The organism is Variovorax sp. OV329, assembly GCF_900114785.1.
Taxonomy (GTDB): Bacteria; Pseudomonadota; Gammaproteobacteria; order Burkholderiales; family Burkholderiaceae_C; genus Variovorax.
In genome coordinates this window covers 50018-65437 of sequence record NZ_FOUG01000011.1, presented here as the reverse complement: position 1 = coordinate 65437, position 15420 = coordinate 50018, and the positions used below count along the sequence as shown (strand labels likewise).

The following is a 15420-nucleotide window of genomic DNA, read 5'->3' as shown; positions in this document are numbered from 1 at the left end:
CCCCGATGGCCAGCAAGAGGAAAACCGTCAGTTTGTCACGACCTGGGTGCCCGCGCGGCCGAGGCAGTCGAAGATGGAATCGGCAAAGCGATAGCACAGGCCCACGCACACGCACACGCACACGCACACGCACACGCACACGAAGACGAAGACGAAGACCACGCCCAGCACCGCACCGAGGTAGCCAGCAATAAGATTGTTCCCGGCACGCGCGATCTTGCTCGACAGCGGCATCGACACCGCCAGCGAACCGGCACCCGCGGTCAGGGGCATGGTCAGCGGAAAGAATGCCAGGTCATGGCCCTTGGGCCCGTCGTCGACCATCGGCTGGCCGCCGGCGGCCGGGCCGAGCAAGATCCCCCAGGCCGTATAGAAGACGAACAATCCACCGGCCACCTGGATGTCGGGCAGAGAGACACCAAAGAAGCGCAGCAGCCAGGGGCCGGTGAACAGCACGACCAGAATCAGCGCGGCGCCATAGAGGCTCACCTTCCATGCCAGGGCATGGCGAACGTGCACCGGCTCCCGGGCAGTCTTCTCCAGGAACACCGGGGCCATGCCGATCGGATTGGCCATGGAGAGCAGCGAGACGAAGCTGAAGGTCAGAGTGTTGTGCAGTTCGTTCACACTTTTCCCTTCCGGCCATGCGCCCAGATATCGCGCCTGCCCGAGTGCCTTGCGCCTTGCAAGCCGGGCACCGGCAGCATCAGCGTCAGGACGCCGAGCAGGCCTGCACCCACGCGCTGCCACAGTCCGGCCACCGACCATGCCGGGTCGAAGCCGAGCGCGTAGAGGGCCAGGCCGGCCAGGACGACGAAGCTGCGGACCTCGGCCAGGGTCGGGAGCGCGCTGTCGCGCATCAGTGCACAGGCCAGCATGGCAATCGCCAGCGCCGCCCCGACGATCAATGCGCTTGTGGCGTCGGTCCAGACACTCATGGCTGCGAATGCCCCGAAAGGCACCAAGGCGATGAGTGCGCCACGATCGGTCGGCTCATGTCAACGTAGGGCGTCCGTGGCCCTCAGGCGGCGGGCGAACTGGTATCGGTGCCGGTGGGCCAGATGAAGACCGATCAAGACGGGCCTTGGCCGCCCACGTCGATGCGCTGGCGCAGCGTTCGCCCGCCCAGCGTGGCCTCCACCTGGTAGAGGCCGGGCGCGAGACGCGCCAGCATGAACGGTCCCTGCGCCCGCACGTCGGACAACACCGGTCGGCCCGACGCAGACCGCACCGTGACCACCACGTCGGCCGCGTACTGATTGCGGCTCCCATCGCGCACGGCGAATTCGAAGCTGGCCGGCCATTCACGCGCGAGGCGGCGCATCAGCGCGGATTCGTCGGTGCCGATGCCGCCGCTCGCAAAGACCACGCCTTCAGGTGTGGCATGGAGAGGCACTGCCTCGGCCGCGTACGCGCGCAAGGAGGGCAGCAGCGCGGCCATTGCCAGAACGGCGGCGCCGATGGGATGTGGCATGCCGCGCAGCGTGGCACGGCGGGCACTTTGGTGATGAATGTTGGACATGTCGAATATTTGTTGACGAGCCGCCCGTTGCAGCCCGACAGAGCGGTTGACGGAAAGAAGGTGCCGCAACGAGGCCATGGGCAGGGCGCGACGGGAGATGGTCGTCCGCGCACAGACCGAGGTGTTTACCTGCCGTCCCATTCGATGTCCTGCCATACCGCGGCGTCTCGCCGCCGGCGGCGCTGCCTTGCCATGCGGGATGTGTGGTCAACCAACAGGACGGATCAGCAACTTCGCGGCGCCTTCCGTTCCTACGATGCCCCGCATCACCCAACCGATGCACATCGCCATGGAACCGCAATCCTCCTCAGCTTCGCTACCGCCATCCGCAATGCCGGCAAAAGCCCCGCTGAGCGCCCGAACGCTCGGCCTGTCCGCGCTGGGCGGAACCCTCGAGTACTACGACTTCATCGTTTACGTGTTCTTCGCCAAAGTCATCGGCGCGCTGTTCTTTCCAGAGCATATGTCTGGCTGGCTGCGCGAAGTCCAGACCCTGGGCATCTTTGCCGCGGGTTACCTCGCGCGGCCGATCGGGGGCATTGTGTTCGGGCACTTCGCCGACAAGCTGGGGCGCAAGCGCATGTTCACCCTGACGGTGCTGCTGATGGCACTGCCGACCCTGCTGATCGCCTGCCTTCCGACCTACGCGTCCGCCGGCATGGCCGCACCGCTGCTGCTGCTGTGCATGCGCGTGCTTCAGGGCCTGGCCGTCGGCGGGGAACTGACCGGCGCCTGGGTGTTTGTGGCCGAACATGTTCCTGACCGGCGCTACGGGCTCGGCCTGGGCATTCTTACGGCCGGGATCAATGGCGGCATCGTGCTCGGCTCGCTGGTAGCCGGCTGGATCCACGTTCACTACAGCGCCGCCGAGATCCAGGACTACGCATGGCGGCTGCCGTTTGCGCTAGGCGGCCTCTTCGGCGTAGTCTCGGTCTACCTGCGTCGCTACCTGGAGGAGACGCCCGTTTTCAAAGCCTTGCAGGCGCAGGCGCGAACTGCCCGGGAAATGCCCCTGCGCACCGTGCTGCAGGAACATCGGCCGACGCTCGCCTTCGTGGCGGCGCAGACCTGGGTACTGTCGGCGGCAGTGGGCGTCGTCTTGCTGCTCGCGCCGACCTACCTGCAGGCCCTCTACGACGTTAGCATGGCCCAGGCGCTTCACGTCAACGCGCTGGCCACGCTGGTCGCGGCGCTGGGCTGCGTCGTGGTCGGTTGGGCCAGCGATCGCGTCGGGCCTTCTGCGATGATGGTGGTCGGGTGGGGCGGCTTGATGGTGTCGGGCTACTGGCTTCTGGGTACCCACGCCCCTGCCGGTGACATGACGCTGCGCTACCTGGTAGCCGGCTTCTTCGCCGGTTCCCTGGCGCTCGTACCGATCGCCTGCGTGCGCGCCTTCCCGCCGCCCATCCGCGCCACGGGCATGTCATTCGGCTACAACGTCGCCTACGCCCTCTTCGGCGGCCTAACCCCCCTGCTGGTCAGCCTGCTGCTGCACATCGATGCAAGGGCGCCTGCGCATTACCTCGCCGCGGCCTGCGCAGTCGGGGTGGCGCTTGCCTTCGCCTCGCGCTCACGGTACGTTCGCGCGTCGGGCGACCTTCCTTCACCCGTGCCGGCACAGCGGTCTGCCTAGGGGGCGTGATCTCGGCCGCCCCGATTGGCCGCCTCTTTGCCCGCATCCTCCAGCAGCACGCGGCAGCCCGACGCGCCGGTGGCGCCATCAGGCATCTATCCTTCACCGAAGTCGTCAGCCGCGCAGGACTCCACATCTGCCGATAAGGGGCCGCCCAGGAACTCGATGCCCCAGCGCAGGCCGAAGCACTGCGGCCGCTGCTCGAGAGGCTCGCCCGAGGGTGTGCCCTGCAGGTCCAGCACATCGGCCAGGTGACTGAAGAGGGCCGCCGCATCCAGCCCCGGGTGGATGATCACCTGCTGGCGCGCCCCCGTTCCCGTGATGTTCACGAAGGCGCGTGCCGCCCCGCCCGGTACGCACACCATGTCGCCGCGGCGCGCAACGAAGCGCTGCCCGTCGACCTCGAACAGGTACCGGCCCGACGCGACCTGGAATATCTCCGCCTCGGCGCGCCGGTACAGCAGCGGGCCGAAGCCTGCCGCGTTCATGGTCTCGATCACGGTGGGGCCGCCCTCGACGCCCAGGTGGGCCACGCGCACACGCACCGACAGTCCGAGTGCAGGAATACGGATGATCCGCTCCGTCGGATGCGGCCTGGCCGAGCTGAGCATGCCGGGTCGCCTCAACGCCACGGAAAGTCGGCCTGCAGCGTGCCTCGGCGATGCGTCAATCAATCAACTTCTCCAGCGGCCGGCAAGAGCGTGCGCCTCCAGCTTGTCTTGATGCTTCTCCTTGGATCGGATCATTGAAAGGATCGGTCGATCGTAGGAGGCGGCGCGCCGCGCGGCTTGGTGCAGCGTCCCGTTTCGTGAGCAGCTGTCTCGCCATCGCGTCGAACACCGCCGGCAAAGGCATGGCGCGCATCCGTCGATGGGGAACGGCCAGCCACCCATCATGGGCGAGAGACCCTCCCGAAAAATTGCACGGGCGTCCCAAGTCTTGACCCGGCGTCCCCCGGCGCAGCAGCGGGCGGAGACGCCGCCGCATGAATCGGGACGCTCGCACAACCGTGAGCGCAACATGATTCCTACGATCGCCCCATGTCCCATCCAGCACCCGTCGCGCCATGCAGCCTATCGGTGCCACGCAGCCCGCGCGCTGGATCCTCCCGTTTTCTGCCCCCGTGTTCGCTGCGGTGGCCAGCGCGGCCAATCCCCTGGCCGGCCTGCTGGCGGGCCCTGGCGATGACGCTGGAGCAAGCGCAGGAGGATGTCGCGGCACCGGGCCGGCTCCTGCCCTCCCCCCTCCGTGCTGTGCATGGCCGCGATGTTCGCGCTGCACCTTCTCATCGACGGACAGGGCGGCCCCGCCTGGACCCCGTCCAGCCTGCGGCTGCGCGAAGATTGCAGCATGGCTTGATCCTCGTGGGCACCCTCGTCATCCGCCAGCCCTTCGCGGGCAACCTTCCGGGCCGGATGCCCGCAGCGCGGCAGTCGTCCCCTGCGTCACGGGGTTGCGCGCGCGGCGTGGTGGCGCTGACGCTTCTGTGGGCTGGCGCCTTCGCACTGCTGGTAGCGCTGGAATGGGCCATCCGCAGCCGCGGCCTTGCCGACACGACGGCTGCGCCGCTGGTGCTGCTGGTCCTGATGAGCGCCGCCTGCTGGTCGGCGAGCGTGTGCCGGCGAGTCTCCTCCCTTGACAGGCCGGCTCCGTGAGCAAGGCCGCCCTCATCGAGATGTTCGAGCGCATGGTCCTGTGCAAGGACGCATCGCTCATCGGCCACTACTACCACCCCGATTTCATGCTCCTGAGCAACGGCGAGGAGCAGGACTATGCGACCTTCCTGGCCGGCCACCGGCGCATCTACGCCAGCGCCGTTCGCTACGCCGTCCGCTACGACGATGACAGCTGGGTCGAGGAGCCGGACCGGGTCGCGGTGCGGCTGTGGATCACCGTCCAGCGCCCCGGCGAGGCGCCCACCGAGTTCGAGGTACTGGCCATCGCGCAGTGGAAGGACGGCCGCATCCACCGCCTGTGGGAGCTGACCCGGCCCGACTGGACGCAGGTGGCCGCATTCGCCCACTACGGCGATCCCGCCGCGCTCTGGAAGGCATGAACGCGACGGTACCCGACACGCATGGGGCACCAGCGCAGGAATTGGGACGCCGGAGAAATTGGCGCCGGCCCAGGCTGCCCAGAATCGGGCCAATCACAACACCCACGCACTCATCGATCGATATGCTCTGCAAGAAACTGCACCACGCCGCCTTCCGTTGCAAGGACGCGGCCGCCACCACCCGCTTCTACACCGGCGTGCTGGGCCTGAAGTTCTCCCACGCCATCACGCAGGAGGCCGTGCCATCGACCGGCCAGCACTGCCCGCACATCCACATCTTCTTCGAGATGCAGGACGGCAGCAGCATCGCCTTCTTCGAGTGCCCCACTGCGCCGGGCGAGGTCAAGGACATGGTGTCGCCGGCCTGGATCCAGCATTTCGCCTTCCAGGTGGACAGCGAAGAAGTGCTGCGACAGGCGCAAGCCGAGCTGGAGCACCTCGGCGTGCCGGTCGTCGGGCCGGTCAACCACGACGACTACGTACTGTCGATCTACTTTGCCGACCCCTCGGGCCACCGGCTCGAGCTCACCACGCCGATCTGCCCGCCCGGACGATTGAAGGAATTCGCGGCGCGGGCTCCCGGCGTGCTCGAAGAATGGACGCAGCGCCGTGCGCCCAGCCGCCCGATCGACATCGACTTGCAGCCGATGCCTGAAACGCGCTGACAAGAACGGGACGTGCGCGCAACTGCCAAAGTGCCTGCGCTTCGACAATTCCACTGCACCGGCGACATCCGGGCCAGTGCCGGACAAACGACCGGCCCCGTCCCCTACAACACCCCTCTTCAGTCAAAGCATCATCATGAGAACCAATCGATCAAGCACTTTGCCCTGGGCGCCTGCTGCATGGCGGCCCTGAGCGCCTGCGCCGCGTCCTACGCACTGTCGCATCCTAACTTCCAGGCCGCAGAGGAAGCGCTGCAGTCCGCCATCAACCACATCCACGGCGCGCAGGAGGTCAACGGCCCGACCTTCGCCGGCCATGCGGGCCGCGCGATCGAGCTGATCAAGGAAGCGCAATCCGAGGTTGCCATCGCCGACGAGTTCCACCAGGGCCGCCGCTGGTGAGCCGGCGCGAGGAAGACGACATGCCACCCCTGAAAGCGGCCTGCCTGGCGGCCATCGCCCTGGCATCCGCCCTGCTCGCAGGCTGCGCCAGCAGCGGTATGGGTGGCGGCGACATCGTCCGGGCCGGCCAGCCGCCGCAGCCGGTCCTGATCTCGTGGAAGAGCAATGACGGCGCCATCGACGGCAGCATGACCGCGACGCTTCCCGACGGCACATTCCAGGGCCGCTTCATGGAGATCACCCGACAGACCGTGAGCGACGGGTTGGGTCCGCTGTGGGCGCCCTGGCCCGTGGGCTGGGACGACTGGCCGGACGAAGGAGTCTGGGCCGGCGCGTCTGGCTGGGAAAGCGAGAGCGTGAGCACCCAGTACAGCGGCAAGGTCATCGCCAACCTGACGGACGCCGGCAACCGGCAGATGCGCTGCCGCATCCAGCTGGTGACGCCCGATACCGGAATGAAGGGCGGCGGCACCGGCCGATGCAAGGTCGCGCAAGGGCCGACCTTCACGGTCACTTTCTGAAGCGGGGCCAGTACCGTGAAGTGCGGGGATGTGCGTGCGATCGTGGCCACCGCACGGCGGCGCGAGCGGGTGAGGCCGGCCGCTTCTGCGCCCACGACCCGGCAAGCGTGGCCGAGGGCGCACCCGGCAGCATGATCCGCTGTGAAGCCATGCCAGGTGCCCCCGATGGCGCCCAGGCCTGGCGCATCCTCTACCGCTCCTCCGGGCTGAAGGGCGAGACGATCGCCGGCTCCGGCGTGGCCGTCGCCGCGCCAGCCACCGACCTGGGCCTCTTGATGCAGCGCGATGCGGATACCGTGCCCACGGTCGACGCGCTGGCCGGCGAATGCATCGAGTCGCTGTTCGACGTATTGCGACGCCAGTACACGGGACGCAGCCTGGCGACGGGGTTCCCGCAGGTGCGGGAGCTGGCACAGCACCAGCCCTGGCGGGACCTGCTGGCGCTCAATACACCCGGCCGCTGCCGCCCAGCGTGCCGTGCTACGTGGCGCAAGGCGCCGCCGACACGCTGGTCGAGCCGGCGATCACGCTGCCCTTTGCCCGGCGCCAGTGCGCCACCGGTGGCCCCGTCGAGATGGCGCTGCTGCCGGACGTGGGCCACGGCTTCGCGGCGCGCCGGCGGCGGTCGACTGGCTGACCGACCGGCTAGCCAGCCGCGCCGCACCCAACCAGTGCGCGAGCCTGCCTGTCGCGCCCGACATGCAGCAGGTGCAGTCATGAGCCGCCGCCTGGGCGAAGAGGGGGTGGGGAACGCCTTGCCTGCTGTCCGTCGAGCACTTGCAAGGAGCGCGGCGCAATGTTCTGATTCCGGTCGCGCCGCCGGTGCCAGCGCGGTGCAGGAGATTGCTATGACAGGTGCTCGCATATGGATGGCCGCATGCGTGGGAGCGTTCCTTGCCGCGTGCGGTGGCGGCAGCGGTACGTCGGCCCCGCCCGCGGCGGTGGAGACCTTCCGCAATCCGCCGGAGCTGAGCAGCAGCAAGGGCGAGTTGCGCGCCAGGCTCGACGTCGTCACCACCGAGGTGCAGGTGGACGGAACGCCGGTGATCACCACCATCTACAACGGGCAGTACATTCCGCCGGTACTGCGCCTCAAGCCCGGCGACACCCTATTCCTGGACCTGGTCAACCGCAGCGCCAATCCGACCAACGAGCACTACCACGGGCTGGATGTCTCGCCCCGCATCAATGCCGACGGCAGTGCCTCGGACAACGTCTTCGTGCACGTTCCGCCGGGGACGGCGCAGTCGTACGAGGTGGCCATCCCCTCCTCCCACCACGCCGGCCTGTACTGGTATCACAGCCACCAGCACGGCTCGTCCGAGCAGCAGGTCATGGGCGGACTGTCCGGCGGGTTGATCATCGAGGGGCTGCTCGATCCGCTGCCGCAACTGGCGGGCATCCGGGAGCGTGTGCTGCTGCTCAAGGACATCCAGATCGGCGACGACGGGCGGGTGCCGGCGGACATCGACCCCAGCGGGCCCACGCACCGGACCGTCAACGGCCAGACCAACCCCGTGATGACCATCGCCCCGGGCGAGACGCAGCTGCTGCGCATCGGCAACATCAGCGCCAACATGTACTACCGCCTGAAGCTGCCGGGCCACACCTTCTTCGAGATCGCACGGGACGGCATCCGGCGTGCCCAGGTGGTGGCCTACGACGAGCTGCTGCTGCCGCCGGCGTCGCGCTCCGAGGTGCTGATCCAGGGCGGGCCTCCCGGCACGTATCCGCTGCAGACGCTGGACATCGATACCGGCCCGCAGGGCGACACCGTGCCGGCGACCACCCTGCTCACGCTGGTCTCGCAGGGTTTGCCGGTGCCGGCCCGCCCCATCCCGGGCATGCCGGCGGCGGAGGATTTCCGCACGCTGCCCGTGGCGCGCAACCGCACCATCCAGTTCATCGAATCGGCTGATGGCAATACCTTCTACATCGACTCGGGCAACAGTAACGGACCGGTGCAGTTCGACCCAGCGCGCGTGGACTCGATCATCGATGCCGGCACGGTGGAGGAATGGACCATCCTCAACGTGACCGGCGAATGGCACGTGTTCCATATCCACCAGACCAACTTCCAGGTCACCGAGATCAACGGCGTGCCGCAACCCTTCACCGGGCACCAGGACAACGTGAATGTGTCCTTCCAGCCCGATCCCAGCTCGCCGCCTGGCCAGGTCAAGCTGCTGATCGACTTCCGCAATCCGAATGCGGTGGGCAAGTTCGTCTACCACTGCCACATCCTGGAGCACGAGGACGGCGGGATGATGGCCGTGGCCGAAATGCAGCTGCCTGGGGCACTCGCCTCCGCCAGGCCGCTGCAGACGCCGCGCGCGGCCTTCGCCAACGCGAAGTTCCTGGCGAACTCGACTGAGGCGCGCTTGGCCACGCTGCGCACACAGGACATCTGCACGACGCCGGCCGCCGGCGGGGGCCGTGGCGCATTGCGCGCCCGCGGCCCTGCCGGCGATGCCTTGGCACCGGTCGCTGGCCAGGGCCTGGCCCTCGCTCGCAGTCCTTCGCGGCTGCAAGCCTTGCGCGTGGCAGGCATGCTGCCGGCTTCTGCCGGCGCGAGCGAGCTCGCGACGCGCCGCTGAGCGGCCCGGCCACGCCATGCCCCACCGAAAGGTGCCCGCACTGCATGCGGACTCCCGTGCGATCCCAGTCGACGGACGCATCGACTGGTGGCGTGGCGCGGTCGGCGAAATCTTCGACATCACGCCCGGCTCGCCGGACTCGGCGTCGCCCGACGACCCGCACCACCTGCGCGGCGCCTGGTGGCGCTACGACAAGCTCATCCTGAGCACGGTCGACTATGACGCGAACCACGCCGTCCGCCTGCCTCGGCACGTGCGCAGCGACCAGCTCGACCACTACCGCCTCGTGCTGAAGACGCAAGGCGTGATGCACAGCGACACCAGCGGCCGGCGGCAGATCATTCGTCCGGGCGAGATCCTGCTGCATGACCTGGCACGCCCCGCGACCTTCGATCTCGCCGCCGGCTCCAGCCTGGTGCTCGTGCTGCCGCGCGAGATGCTCGACGAGCTGCTCCCCCTGCCAGTGGACCTGCACGGCGTGCGCCTGCAGGGCGCCGCGACGAAGCTGTTGGCAGACCACCTGCTGACGATGGCCGCCCACTCGCCCGAGATGACGGTCGGCCAGGCGCCCTTCCTGACCCAGGCGACGCTGCATCTGCTGGCAGCCAGCATCGCGCCCTCGGCGCAGACGCTGGCGCGTGCGAGCCCGGCGATCGAGAACACGCTGCTGCGCCAGTTGTGCCGCTACGTGGACCTGCACCTGAGCGAGCCCGGCCTCTCGGCGGAGCAGATCGCCGGATTCTTCGCGCTGTCGCGCTCGCGCCTGTACCGGCTGTTCGAGCCATTGGGTGGCGTCTCCGCCTACATCAAGGAGCGCCGCCTAGCGCGCGTGCACACGCTGCTGTCCAAGCCGACAGGACGCGTGTCGCTGAGCCGCCTAGCCGATGCGCATGGTTTCAAGACAGCCGAGCACTTCAGCCGCGCATTCCGTCAGCAGTACGGCTACAGCCCGAAGGAGCTGAAACAAGGCGTGCTGTCCGGCCTGCTGCTCGCAACGCCGGGCCCGGCGTCCTCCGACGAGGAAAGCTTCTACGGCTGGATCCGGTCGCTGCGGGACTGAGAGGCTGCGAGCGAATCGGCCCTGGCCGCCGCCGGCATGCCCCCGGGCAGGCGCTCGGCACGCCGAGGCTGGACTTGGGACGCGCAGACAACTCGCGCGGGGCGCGCAGGCGAACAATTACTTGCGGCGTCACACCCGCATCCGGGACGGCGCCACGGCCCTCCGACTCTCGCCCTTCAGGACGCACCATGACGACCCTCTCCGATGCCCATCCCTCGCGCCTGGCGCCCGCTGCCGTGCCCATGCCGCCGGCGAACTGGCTGTTCGTGCACACCGGCACCTCCTTCACCCTGAACGGCAGGACGCTGAGCATCCGCGGCGTGCGCACGCTGATGTTCAACGACCGGCCCGAGCGCAGGGTGGGCGACGCGCTCACCTTGGAGTTCGTCCAGCTCTGGCGTGAGGGCGCGGACAATTTCGAGAGCGATCCGCCCAGCGCCACCCTGTCCACCGCGATCGACGGAATGAAGGACCTGGTCGTCGCGGAGCTGACGCATCCGCGCCTGGCCGGCGACACTCTCTGCTACGACATCCGCCCGCTCGACGGTGCATTGCCCGCGGCCGGCAAGCAGATCAGCGTCTTCATCGATGGGCGGTACGGGCCTGAATCGCGCCAGGCCGACCAGCCCTGGCCAGGCCATTGAGGGCAGCGATGCTGCGGTTCGCTCCTGCGCTGCTGGCCTGTTGCGTCGCCGCCTGTTCCTCGCTGGCGCCGCAGATCGGCGGCAGCGCGGTGGACTACAGCACAGTGATGGAGGAATTCAGCAACCAGGTGCTGATCGTCAACGTGCTGCGTGCGCGCGACCAGTCGCCGCTGAACTTCGCCGACCTGCCGATTATCCACGGCAGCATCGCGCAGCAAGCCAGCCTGGGCAGCACGGTGCTACCCGGCGGCACCGCCGGAACGTCGCTGCGCAACACGGCATCGGCCGGCGTGCAATTCTCCAGCTCGCCCACCTTCGACACCAGCAGCCTCAACAACGAGGCCTTCATGCTCAACATGCTGCAGCCGGTCTCGCCAGTCTTCATCGAGAGCCTCTGGTCCAGCGGGCTGTCCAGAGAGTTGCTGCTCAACCTGTTCGTCGAATCCATCCGCCTGCCAAGCGCGGACGCAGACGAACCGGCGCACGAGTTCCTCAACAATCCCGACGCCGAGAACCCGCGGGACTACGCCGACTTCCTGCGCGTGTTGCATGCGCTCGTTTCTGCCCGCTCGAAACTACGTTCCTTCACAGTGCTCGAGCCAATGGGGCCGCCGCTCATGGCGCAGGAGGAGCAGGCCGGCGGCAAGGCCTACCTGCCCGCGAACTTGGCCAACAGCCGCCTTTATGCCTCGCTCGCTCAGTTGGATCCGACGATGTTCCAGCTCGGCAACGTTTCGGCGACCACGACGGACGCGCAGGCCGTCGCCGGGTTCCAGCTCTACCGGCGCTACCACGCGCTGATCGGCCTGTGCGTCGACGCGCAGCGCCTGCGTGCGGTGGCCGCGGCCATGCGTCTACCGGGTAGCCTTGCCGCCGCTGGCGGAGTGTCGGACCCGCTGCCCGGCATGCTCGAGGCCTCGGCGGACGACCTGCAGACCTTCTCCATGTCGAGCGCGCACACTGCCATCGCGCTGTACAGCGGCCGCACGGGCGGGCGAAGCCACGGCGGCGCATCCGACCGCTCGTCCAGCGATGGCGGCGTAACCGGGTTGGCCAAACCTTCGCTGGCGACGGTGACCCAGGCCTCCCGCATCACCGGCATCCTGGACAAGGCGCGAGAGTGCGGCGCGACGGAGCACATCTCGCCGCTGCGCCCCGAGGATGACGAGGCGCGCGATACCGCCCGCTTCGGCTTCATCCGCTGGCGCTCCCCGATGGATGTCTACAACTACCTCGGCGCGCTGGCGCGCAACCAGGACCGGCCCGAACGCACGCCGGCTTGGACCGAAACGCCCGGTGGCGCGACGCACACCGTACTGCGCGTCGTGCCGGGACGACCGCCTGCTGCGCCGGACCAGGTGCTCGCCAGCGTGCAGTATCGTGGCGCGACCTTCAGCATGATCGGGAAGACCCGGGCTACGAGGGGCGCCGAGGTGGTGCACAGCATGCAGGTACTGTCGCTGCTGAGCCAACTGGTGAGCCTCTCGAAGATCTCCAGCGACATCCCTGTGACGCGTTCGTTCGAGGTGCTGCCGTGAGCGCGACCGAGATCGCCATCCTCGCGCTCATGAGCGTCTACGCGCTTTGGCGCCAGTCGATGCAGCATGCCGTTTCGTTGGGACCGGCGCGATTCAAGCTCGCTCTGATCTACGCCGGCGCGGGCCTGGTGATCGGCGGCTACCACCTGCCGCCCGACCGCTCCTCCTGGCTCACACTGGCGGGCAGCCTGCTGGCCAGCGTGGGGGTCGGCCTCCTGCGCGGACGCTACACGCGCCTCTGGCGCGATGCGCAAGGACAGCTATGGAGCCAGGGCACGCCGCTGACGATCACACTGTTCGTGCTGCTGGTGGGCGGCAAGTTCGCGCTGGGGGCGTGGCAGTACATCCACCGGCAGCACCCGCACGGCGGCTTCGGCGAAGTGCTGGTGATGATCGCCCTGATGCTGGCGATGCAGTCGCAGATCATCTGGCACCGGGGCAGGAACGACGACCTGCCGGTACGCTGAGCCCCGCAGCGAGCCACTGACACCTCAGTGGCAGAGGGCGCCCAGCCAACGGTCCAGGCTGTGCGCGCCGGCCACCACGGGCGCCGTCCCGTGGCGCGGCACCTCGCGCGCGCTGTAGCCGAACTGCTCGCGGAAGGCCTTGCTGAAATGCGCCGCGCTCTTGAAGCCGTGGTCCTCGGCCAGTCGGGCGATCTGCGGACGCTCGCTGGCGCCCGAGAGCAACTCGTGGATGCGTGCCAGGCGCCGTTCCTTGATGTACTGCGACACCCCGCCCAGCGGCCCGAACAGCCGGTACAGCGTCGAGCGCGAAATCCGAAGGTGTGCACATAGCATCGCTGCCGACAGCGCTTCCTCGCGCAGGTGCTGCTCGACATGCTTGCGGGCCCGCCGCAGCAGCACGCTCTCGATGGCCGGGCGTGCACCCTGGGCGTTCTTCGGGCAAGTCGCGAGGCTGGCAGCCACTAGGCTGACCGTTGCCTGCGCCAGGCCGGCGGTCTCCTGCGGGGTGGCCGAAGGCAGCATCTGCAGCAGCGCCGCGAGGTGCTCGCCCAGCAAGCCGGCACAGGCGTTGTCGGGCGACAGGCCGTGCAGGCGCATGGGATGGGGTAGCGCCTCGTCGAGCAGGTCGCGCGGGATGTAGAGCAAAGAGGTCTGGCAGGCCGATTAGCTGGATTCCGGCAGGGCCGGTGATGAGAAAGCGACCCAGCCCCACCGACACAGGCGTATCGTCGGCATCGCAGTGGAACCAACCGGCGCGATTGAGCAGGATGCGGTAGTGGTCGAGCTGGTCGGCGCGGATATTGTGCTCGCGCCGCATGCGGTTCTGGGCTGGGCCAAAGCTGCCGCTGCCCACCAAGAGGTCGTGCAGCTTCCACATCGACACCTCGGCGTGGAAATGCGGGGCAGCGTCGGGGTCGACCAGCGACATCTCCCAGCTACGGGAAAGGTTGCCGCGCCAGTGCTCGAAAGCCAATTGGGGGCTGGCAATTGCGCGCGAATCGAAGCGCATATGGGGGAGCGAAGGGGCTGCGAGGGGCGACATGCAAATCCTAGGGGAACCGTTCGGTGATGCGGTGCATGAATGCTAGGAGTAACCCGCCTCGAGAGGTCGACGCGGGATCCCAATCTTGTCTCCCCGTCTCAATATCTATGCGCGCGCCGCTGACGACCGCTGGCGCGCGCCGATGCACTGAAGCTGACCCGTTCAGTCCTGTGTGCCGCTACCCCAGAAGGCGTGGCTGACCCCCGGCAGCTCCTGGACCTCGGCCAACACGCTGTCCAGTTGTGCCGGCGCCACCGAGGTGGCGTAGAGCGTGAGCTGAATCTCGACCTCTTCCGGGCCGAAGGGGCGCTGCTCGACGTCACGTACCGGATGGCCCTGCACGTCCAGCGCCGCGATCACGCGGTCGTGCACCTCGGCCCGCGCGTCGCCACTGCAGATCACGTGCACCGTGTAGCTCGCCTCGCCAGCTTGCTGCAGCGGGGTCCGATTGATGCGGTCGGCCACGGGCCGCAACAGCGTGTTGCTGGCGATGACGAACAGGGCGGCCACCAACGCCTCGCCAATGCGGTCGGCGCCGGCACAAGCCCCGACTGCGGCCGACCCCCACAGGGTGGCAGCAGTGTTCAGGCCCATGACGTTGACCCCCTCCTTCATGATCGCGCCGGCCCCGAGAAATCCCACGCCGGAGACCACGTAGGCGACGACCCGCACCGCCCCGTCGTTGCCCGAAAGGCCCTGGGCCAGGTCGACGAAGGCGGCGGCCGCCACGGCCACCAGCGTGTTGGTACGCAGGCCCGCGGTGCGCTGGCGCACCTGGCGCTCCAGCCCGATCAGGCTGCCCAGCACGAAGGCAGCACCCACGCTGACCAAGGTGTCGAGCATGGCGCCGGCGTTGAGATGCTCCAGGGCCTGCATGATGCTGGCGATTGTGCGCGGCGGATGCTGCCGCGAGTGTCGCCGGCATCCCATACCTTGACGCCGCGTCGCGGCCCGGCCAAGGCCGGCCGATGCATCCTCGCGGGCGGTGGCGGTCCGGCGACTCGCCGCGGCGATCACCAGTAACACCACCGCCGTGCCCGCGAGCATGCCCGCCCATCCGCTGCAGCGCCGGTGCCTCCTCCACCCGCCAGCCGTGGTGCTGCACGAGGACGATGACAAAGCCCATGCCGAACTGGATGGCCGCGTAGCGCTCTGGCGCTTCCCGCTCTGCTGATAAGCGGCGCATCAGACGCCGGCCGCCAGGGCGAGTTGGCATCCTGATGGATGGTCCGAGAGCCACGGAAGCAGCAGGCCCGCCAGCACCGTCATGCCG

18 protein-coding genes are annotated in these 15420 nt (G+C 68.4%); 12 read left to right on the top strand and 6 right to left on the bottom strand.

The window, feature by feature from the left end; all coding sequences use genetic code 11:
• Positions 1 to 27: 27 nt before the first annotated feature.
• From BM345_RS18585 to BM345_RS18580, 3 genes are all read right to left on the bottom strand, one after another.
• Entirely contained in the window at positions 28 to 627 is a 600-nt protein-coding gene (locus BM345_RS18585) for a MarC family protein (RefSeq protein ID WP_175545055.1), read from the bottom strand.
• Positions 624 to 938: a hypothetical protein gene (locus tag BM345_RS30180; RefSeq protein WP_175545054.1), complete on the bottom strand. Its 315-nt coding sequence runs from the start codon at positions 936 to 938 to the stop codon at positions 624 to 626. Before BM345_RS30180 ends, BM345_RS18585 begins: the two co-directional genes overlap by 4 nt.
• A gap of 134 nt (positions 939 to 1072) precedes the next feature.
• Complete coding sequence (locus tag BM345_RS18580; RefSeq protein WP_093381853.1) at positions 1073 to 1522, bottom strand: hypothetical protein; 450 nt, start codon at positions 1520 to 1522, stop codon at positions 1073 to 1075.
• Between the two features lie 331 nt (positions 1523 to 1853).
• Here BM345_RS18580 and BM345_RS18575 point away from each other — a divergent pair, with 331 nt between their 5' ends.
• A complete protein-coding gene (locus BM345_RS18575; protein WP_254789801.1) occupies positions 1854 to 3155 on the top strand; it encodes an MFS transporter in 1302 nt (433 codons plus the stop codon).
• A 95-nt stretch (positions 3156 to 3250) separates the two neighbouring features.
• Here BM345_RS18575 and BM345_RS18570 read toward each other — a convergent pair whose 3' ends face one another.
• Positions 3251 to 3787 (bottom strand): cupin domain-containing protein, encoded by a 537-nt coding sequence (locus BM345_RS18570; RefSeq protein ID WP_217654004.1) that lies wholly within the window; start codon positions 3785 to 3787, stop codon positions 3251 to 3253.
• Positions 3788 to 4519: 732 nt separating this feature from the next.
• Between BM345_RS18570 and BM345_RS18565 the strand changes: the two genes are divergently transcribed.
• The 11 genes from BM345_RS18565 to BM345_RS18520 all read left to right on the top strand — a co-directional run bounded on the left by BM345_RS18565 (position 4520) and on the right by BM345_RS18520 (position 13105).
• Positions 4520 to 4810 carry a hypothetical protein gene (locus tag BM345_RS18565; protein ID WP_139237555.1) on the top strand — a complete coding sequence of 97 codons (291 nt, stop codon included), beginning with the start codon at positions 4520 to 4522 and terminating at the stop codon, positions 4808 to 4810.
• Positions 4807 to 5211, top strand: a complete 405-nt coding sequence (locus BM345_RS18560; RefSeq protein WP_093381850.1) for a nuclear transport factor 2 family protein — start codon at positions 4807 to 4809, stop codon at positions 5209 to 5211. The genes BM345_RS18565 and BM345_RS18560 overlap by 4 nt, the downstream gene beginning before the upstream one ends.
• A 122-nt stretch (positions 5212 to 5333) precedes the next feature.
• Positions 5334 to 5876 carry a VOC family protein gene (locus BM345_RS18555; RefSeq protein ID WP_093381849.1) on the top strand — a complete coding sequence of 181 codons (543 nt, stop codon included), beginning with the start codon at positions 5334 to 5336 and terminating at the stop codon, positions 5874 to 5876.
• A 12-nt stretch (positions 5877 to 5888) separates the two neighbouring features.
• Positions 5889 to 6278: a hypothetical protein gene (locus BM345_RS29745; RefSeq protein ID WP_139237554.1), complete on the top strand. Its 390-nt coding sequence runs from the start codon at positions 5889 to 5891 to the stop codon at positions 6276 to 6278.
• Positions 6279 to 6298: 20 nt separating this feature from the next.
• Positions 6299 to 6799, top strand: a complete 501-nt coding sequence (locus tag BM345_RS18545; RefSeq protein WP_093381846.1) for a hypothetical protein — start codon at positions 6299 to 6301, stop codon at positions 6797 to 6799.
• A 472-nt stretch (positions 6800 to 7271) separates the two neighbouring features.
• A complete protein-coding gene (locus BM345_RS30175) occupies positions 7272 to 7436 on the top strand; it encodes an alpha/beta hydrolase family protein (RefSeq protein WP_175545053.1) in 165 nt (54 codons plus the stop codon).
• A gap of 244 nt (positions 7437 to 7680) precedes the next feature.
• Positions 7681 to 9396 carry a multicopper oxidase family protein gene (locus BM345_RS18540; protein WP_175545052.1) on the top strand — a complete coding sequence of 572 codons (1716 nt, stop codon included), beginning with the start codon at positions 7681 to 7683 and terminating at the stop codon, positions 9394 to 9396.
• Between the two features lie 16 nt (positions 9397 to 9412).
• A complete protein-coding gene (locus BM345_RS18535; RefSeq protein ID WP_175545051.1) occupies positions 9413 to 10456 on the top strand; it encodes a helix-turn-helix domain-containing protein in 1044 nt (347 codons plus the stop codon).
• 188 nt (positions 10457 to 10644) lie between these two features.
• Positions 10645 to 11100, top strand: coding sequence for a hypothetical protein (locus BM345_RS18530; protein ID WP_093381838.1), 456 nt, complete (start codon positions 10645 to 10647; stop codon positions 11098 to 11100).
• Between the two features lie 8 nt (positions 11101 to 11108).
• Positions 11109 to 12638, top strand: a complete 1530-nt coding sequence (locus BM345_RS18525; protein WP_093381837.1) for a hypothetical protein — start codon at positions 11109 to 11111, stop codon at positions 12636 to 12638.
• Positions 12635 to 13105, top strand: coding sequence for a hypothetical protein (locus BM345_RS18520; RefSeq protein ID WP_093381836.1), 471 nt, complete (start codon positions 12635 to 12637; stop codon positions 13103 to 13105). The genes BM345_RS18525 and BM345_RS18520 overlap by 4 nt, the downstream gene beginning before the upstream one ends.
• Positions 13106 to 13129: 24 nt before the next feature.
• Here BM345_RS18520 and BM345_RS18515 read toward each other — a convergent pair whose 3' ends face one another.
• Together BM345_RS18515 and BM345_RS18510 are read right to left on the bottom strand one after the other, a co-directional pair.
• A complete protein-coding gene (locus tag BM345_RS18515) occupies positions 13130 to 13750 on the bottom strand; it encodes a helix-turn-helix domain-containing protein (protein WP_093381835.1) in 621 nt (206 codons plus the stop codon).
• Between the two features lie 559 nt (positions 13751 to 14309).
• Positions 14310 to 15023, bottom strand: a complete 714-nt coding sequence (locus tag BM345_RS18510) for an MgtC/SapB family protein (RefSeq protein WP_093381834.1) — start codon at positions 15021 to 15023, stop codon at positions 14310 to 14312.
• Between the last annotated feature and the right edge of the window lie 397 nt (positions 15024 to 15420).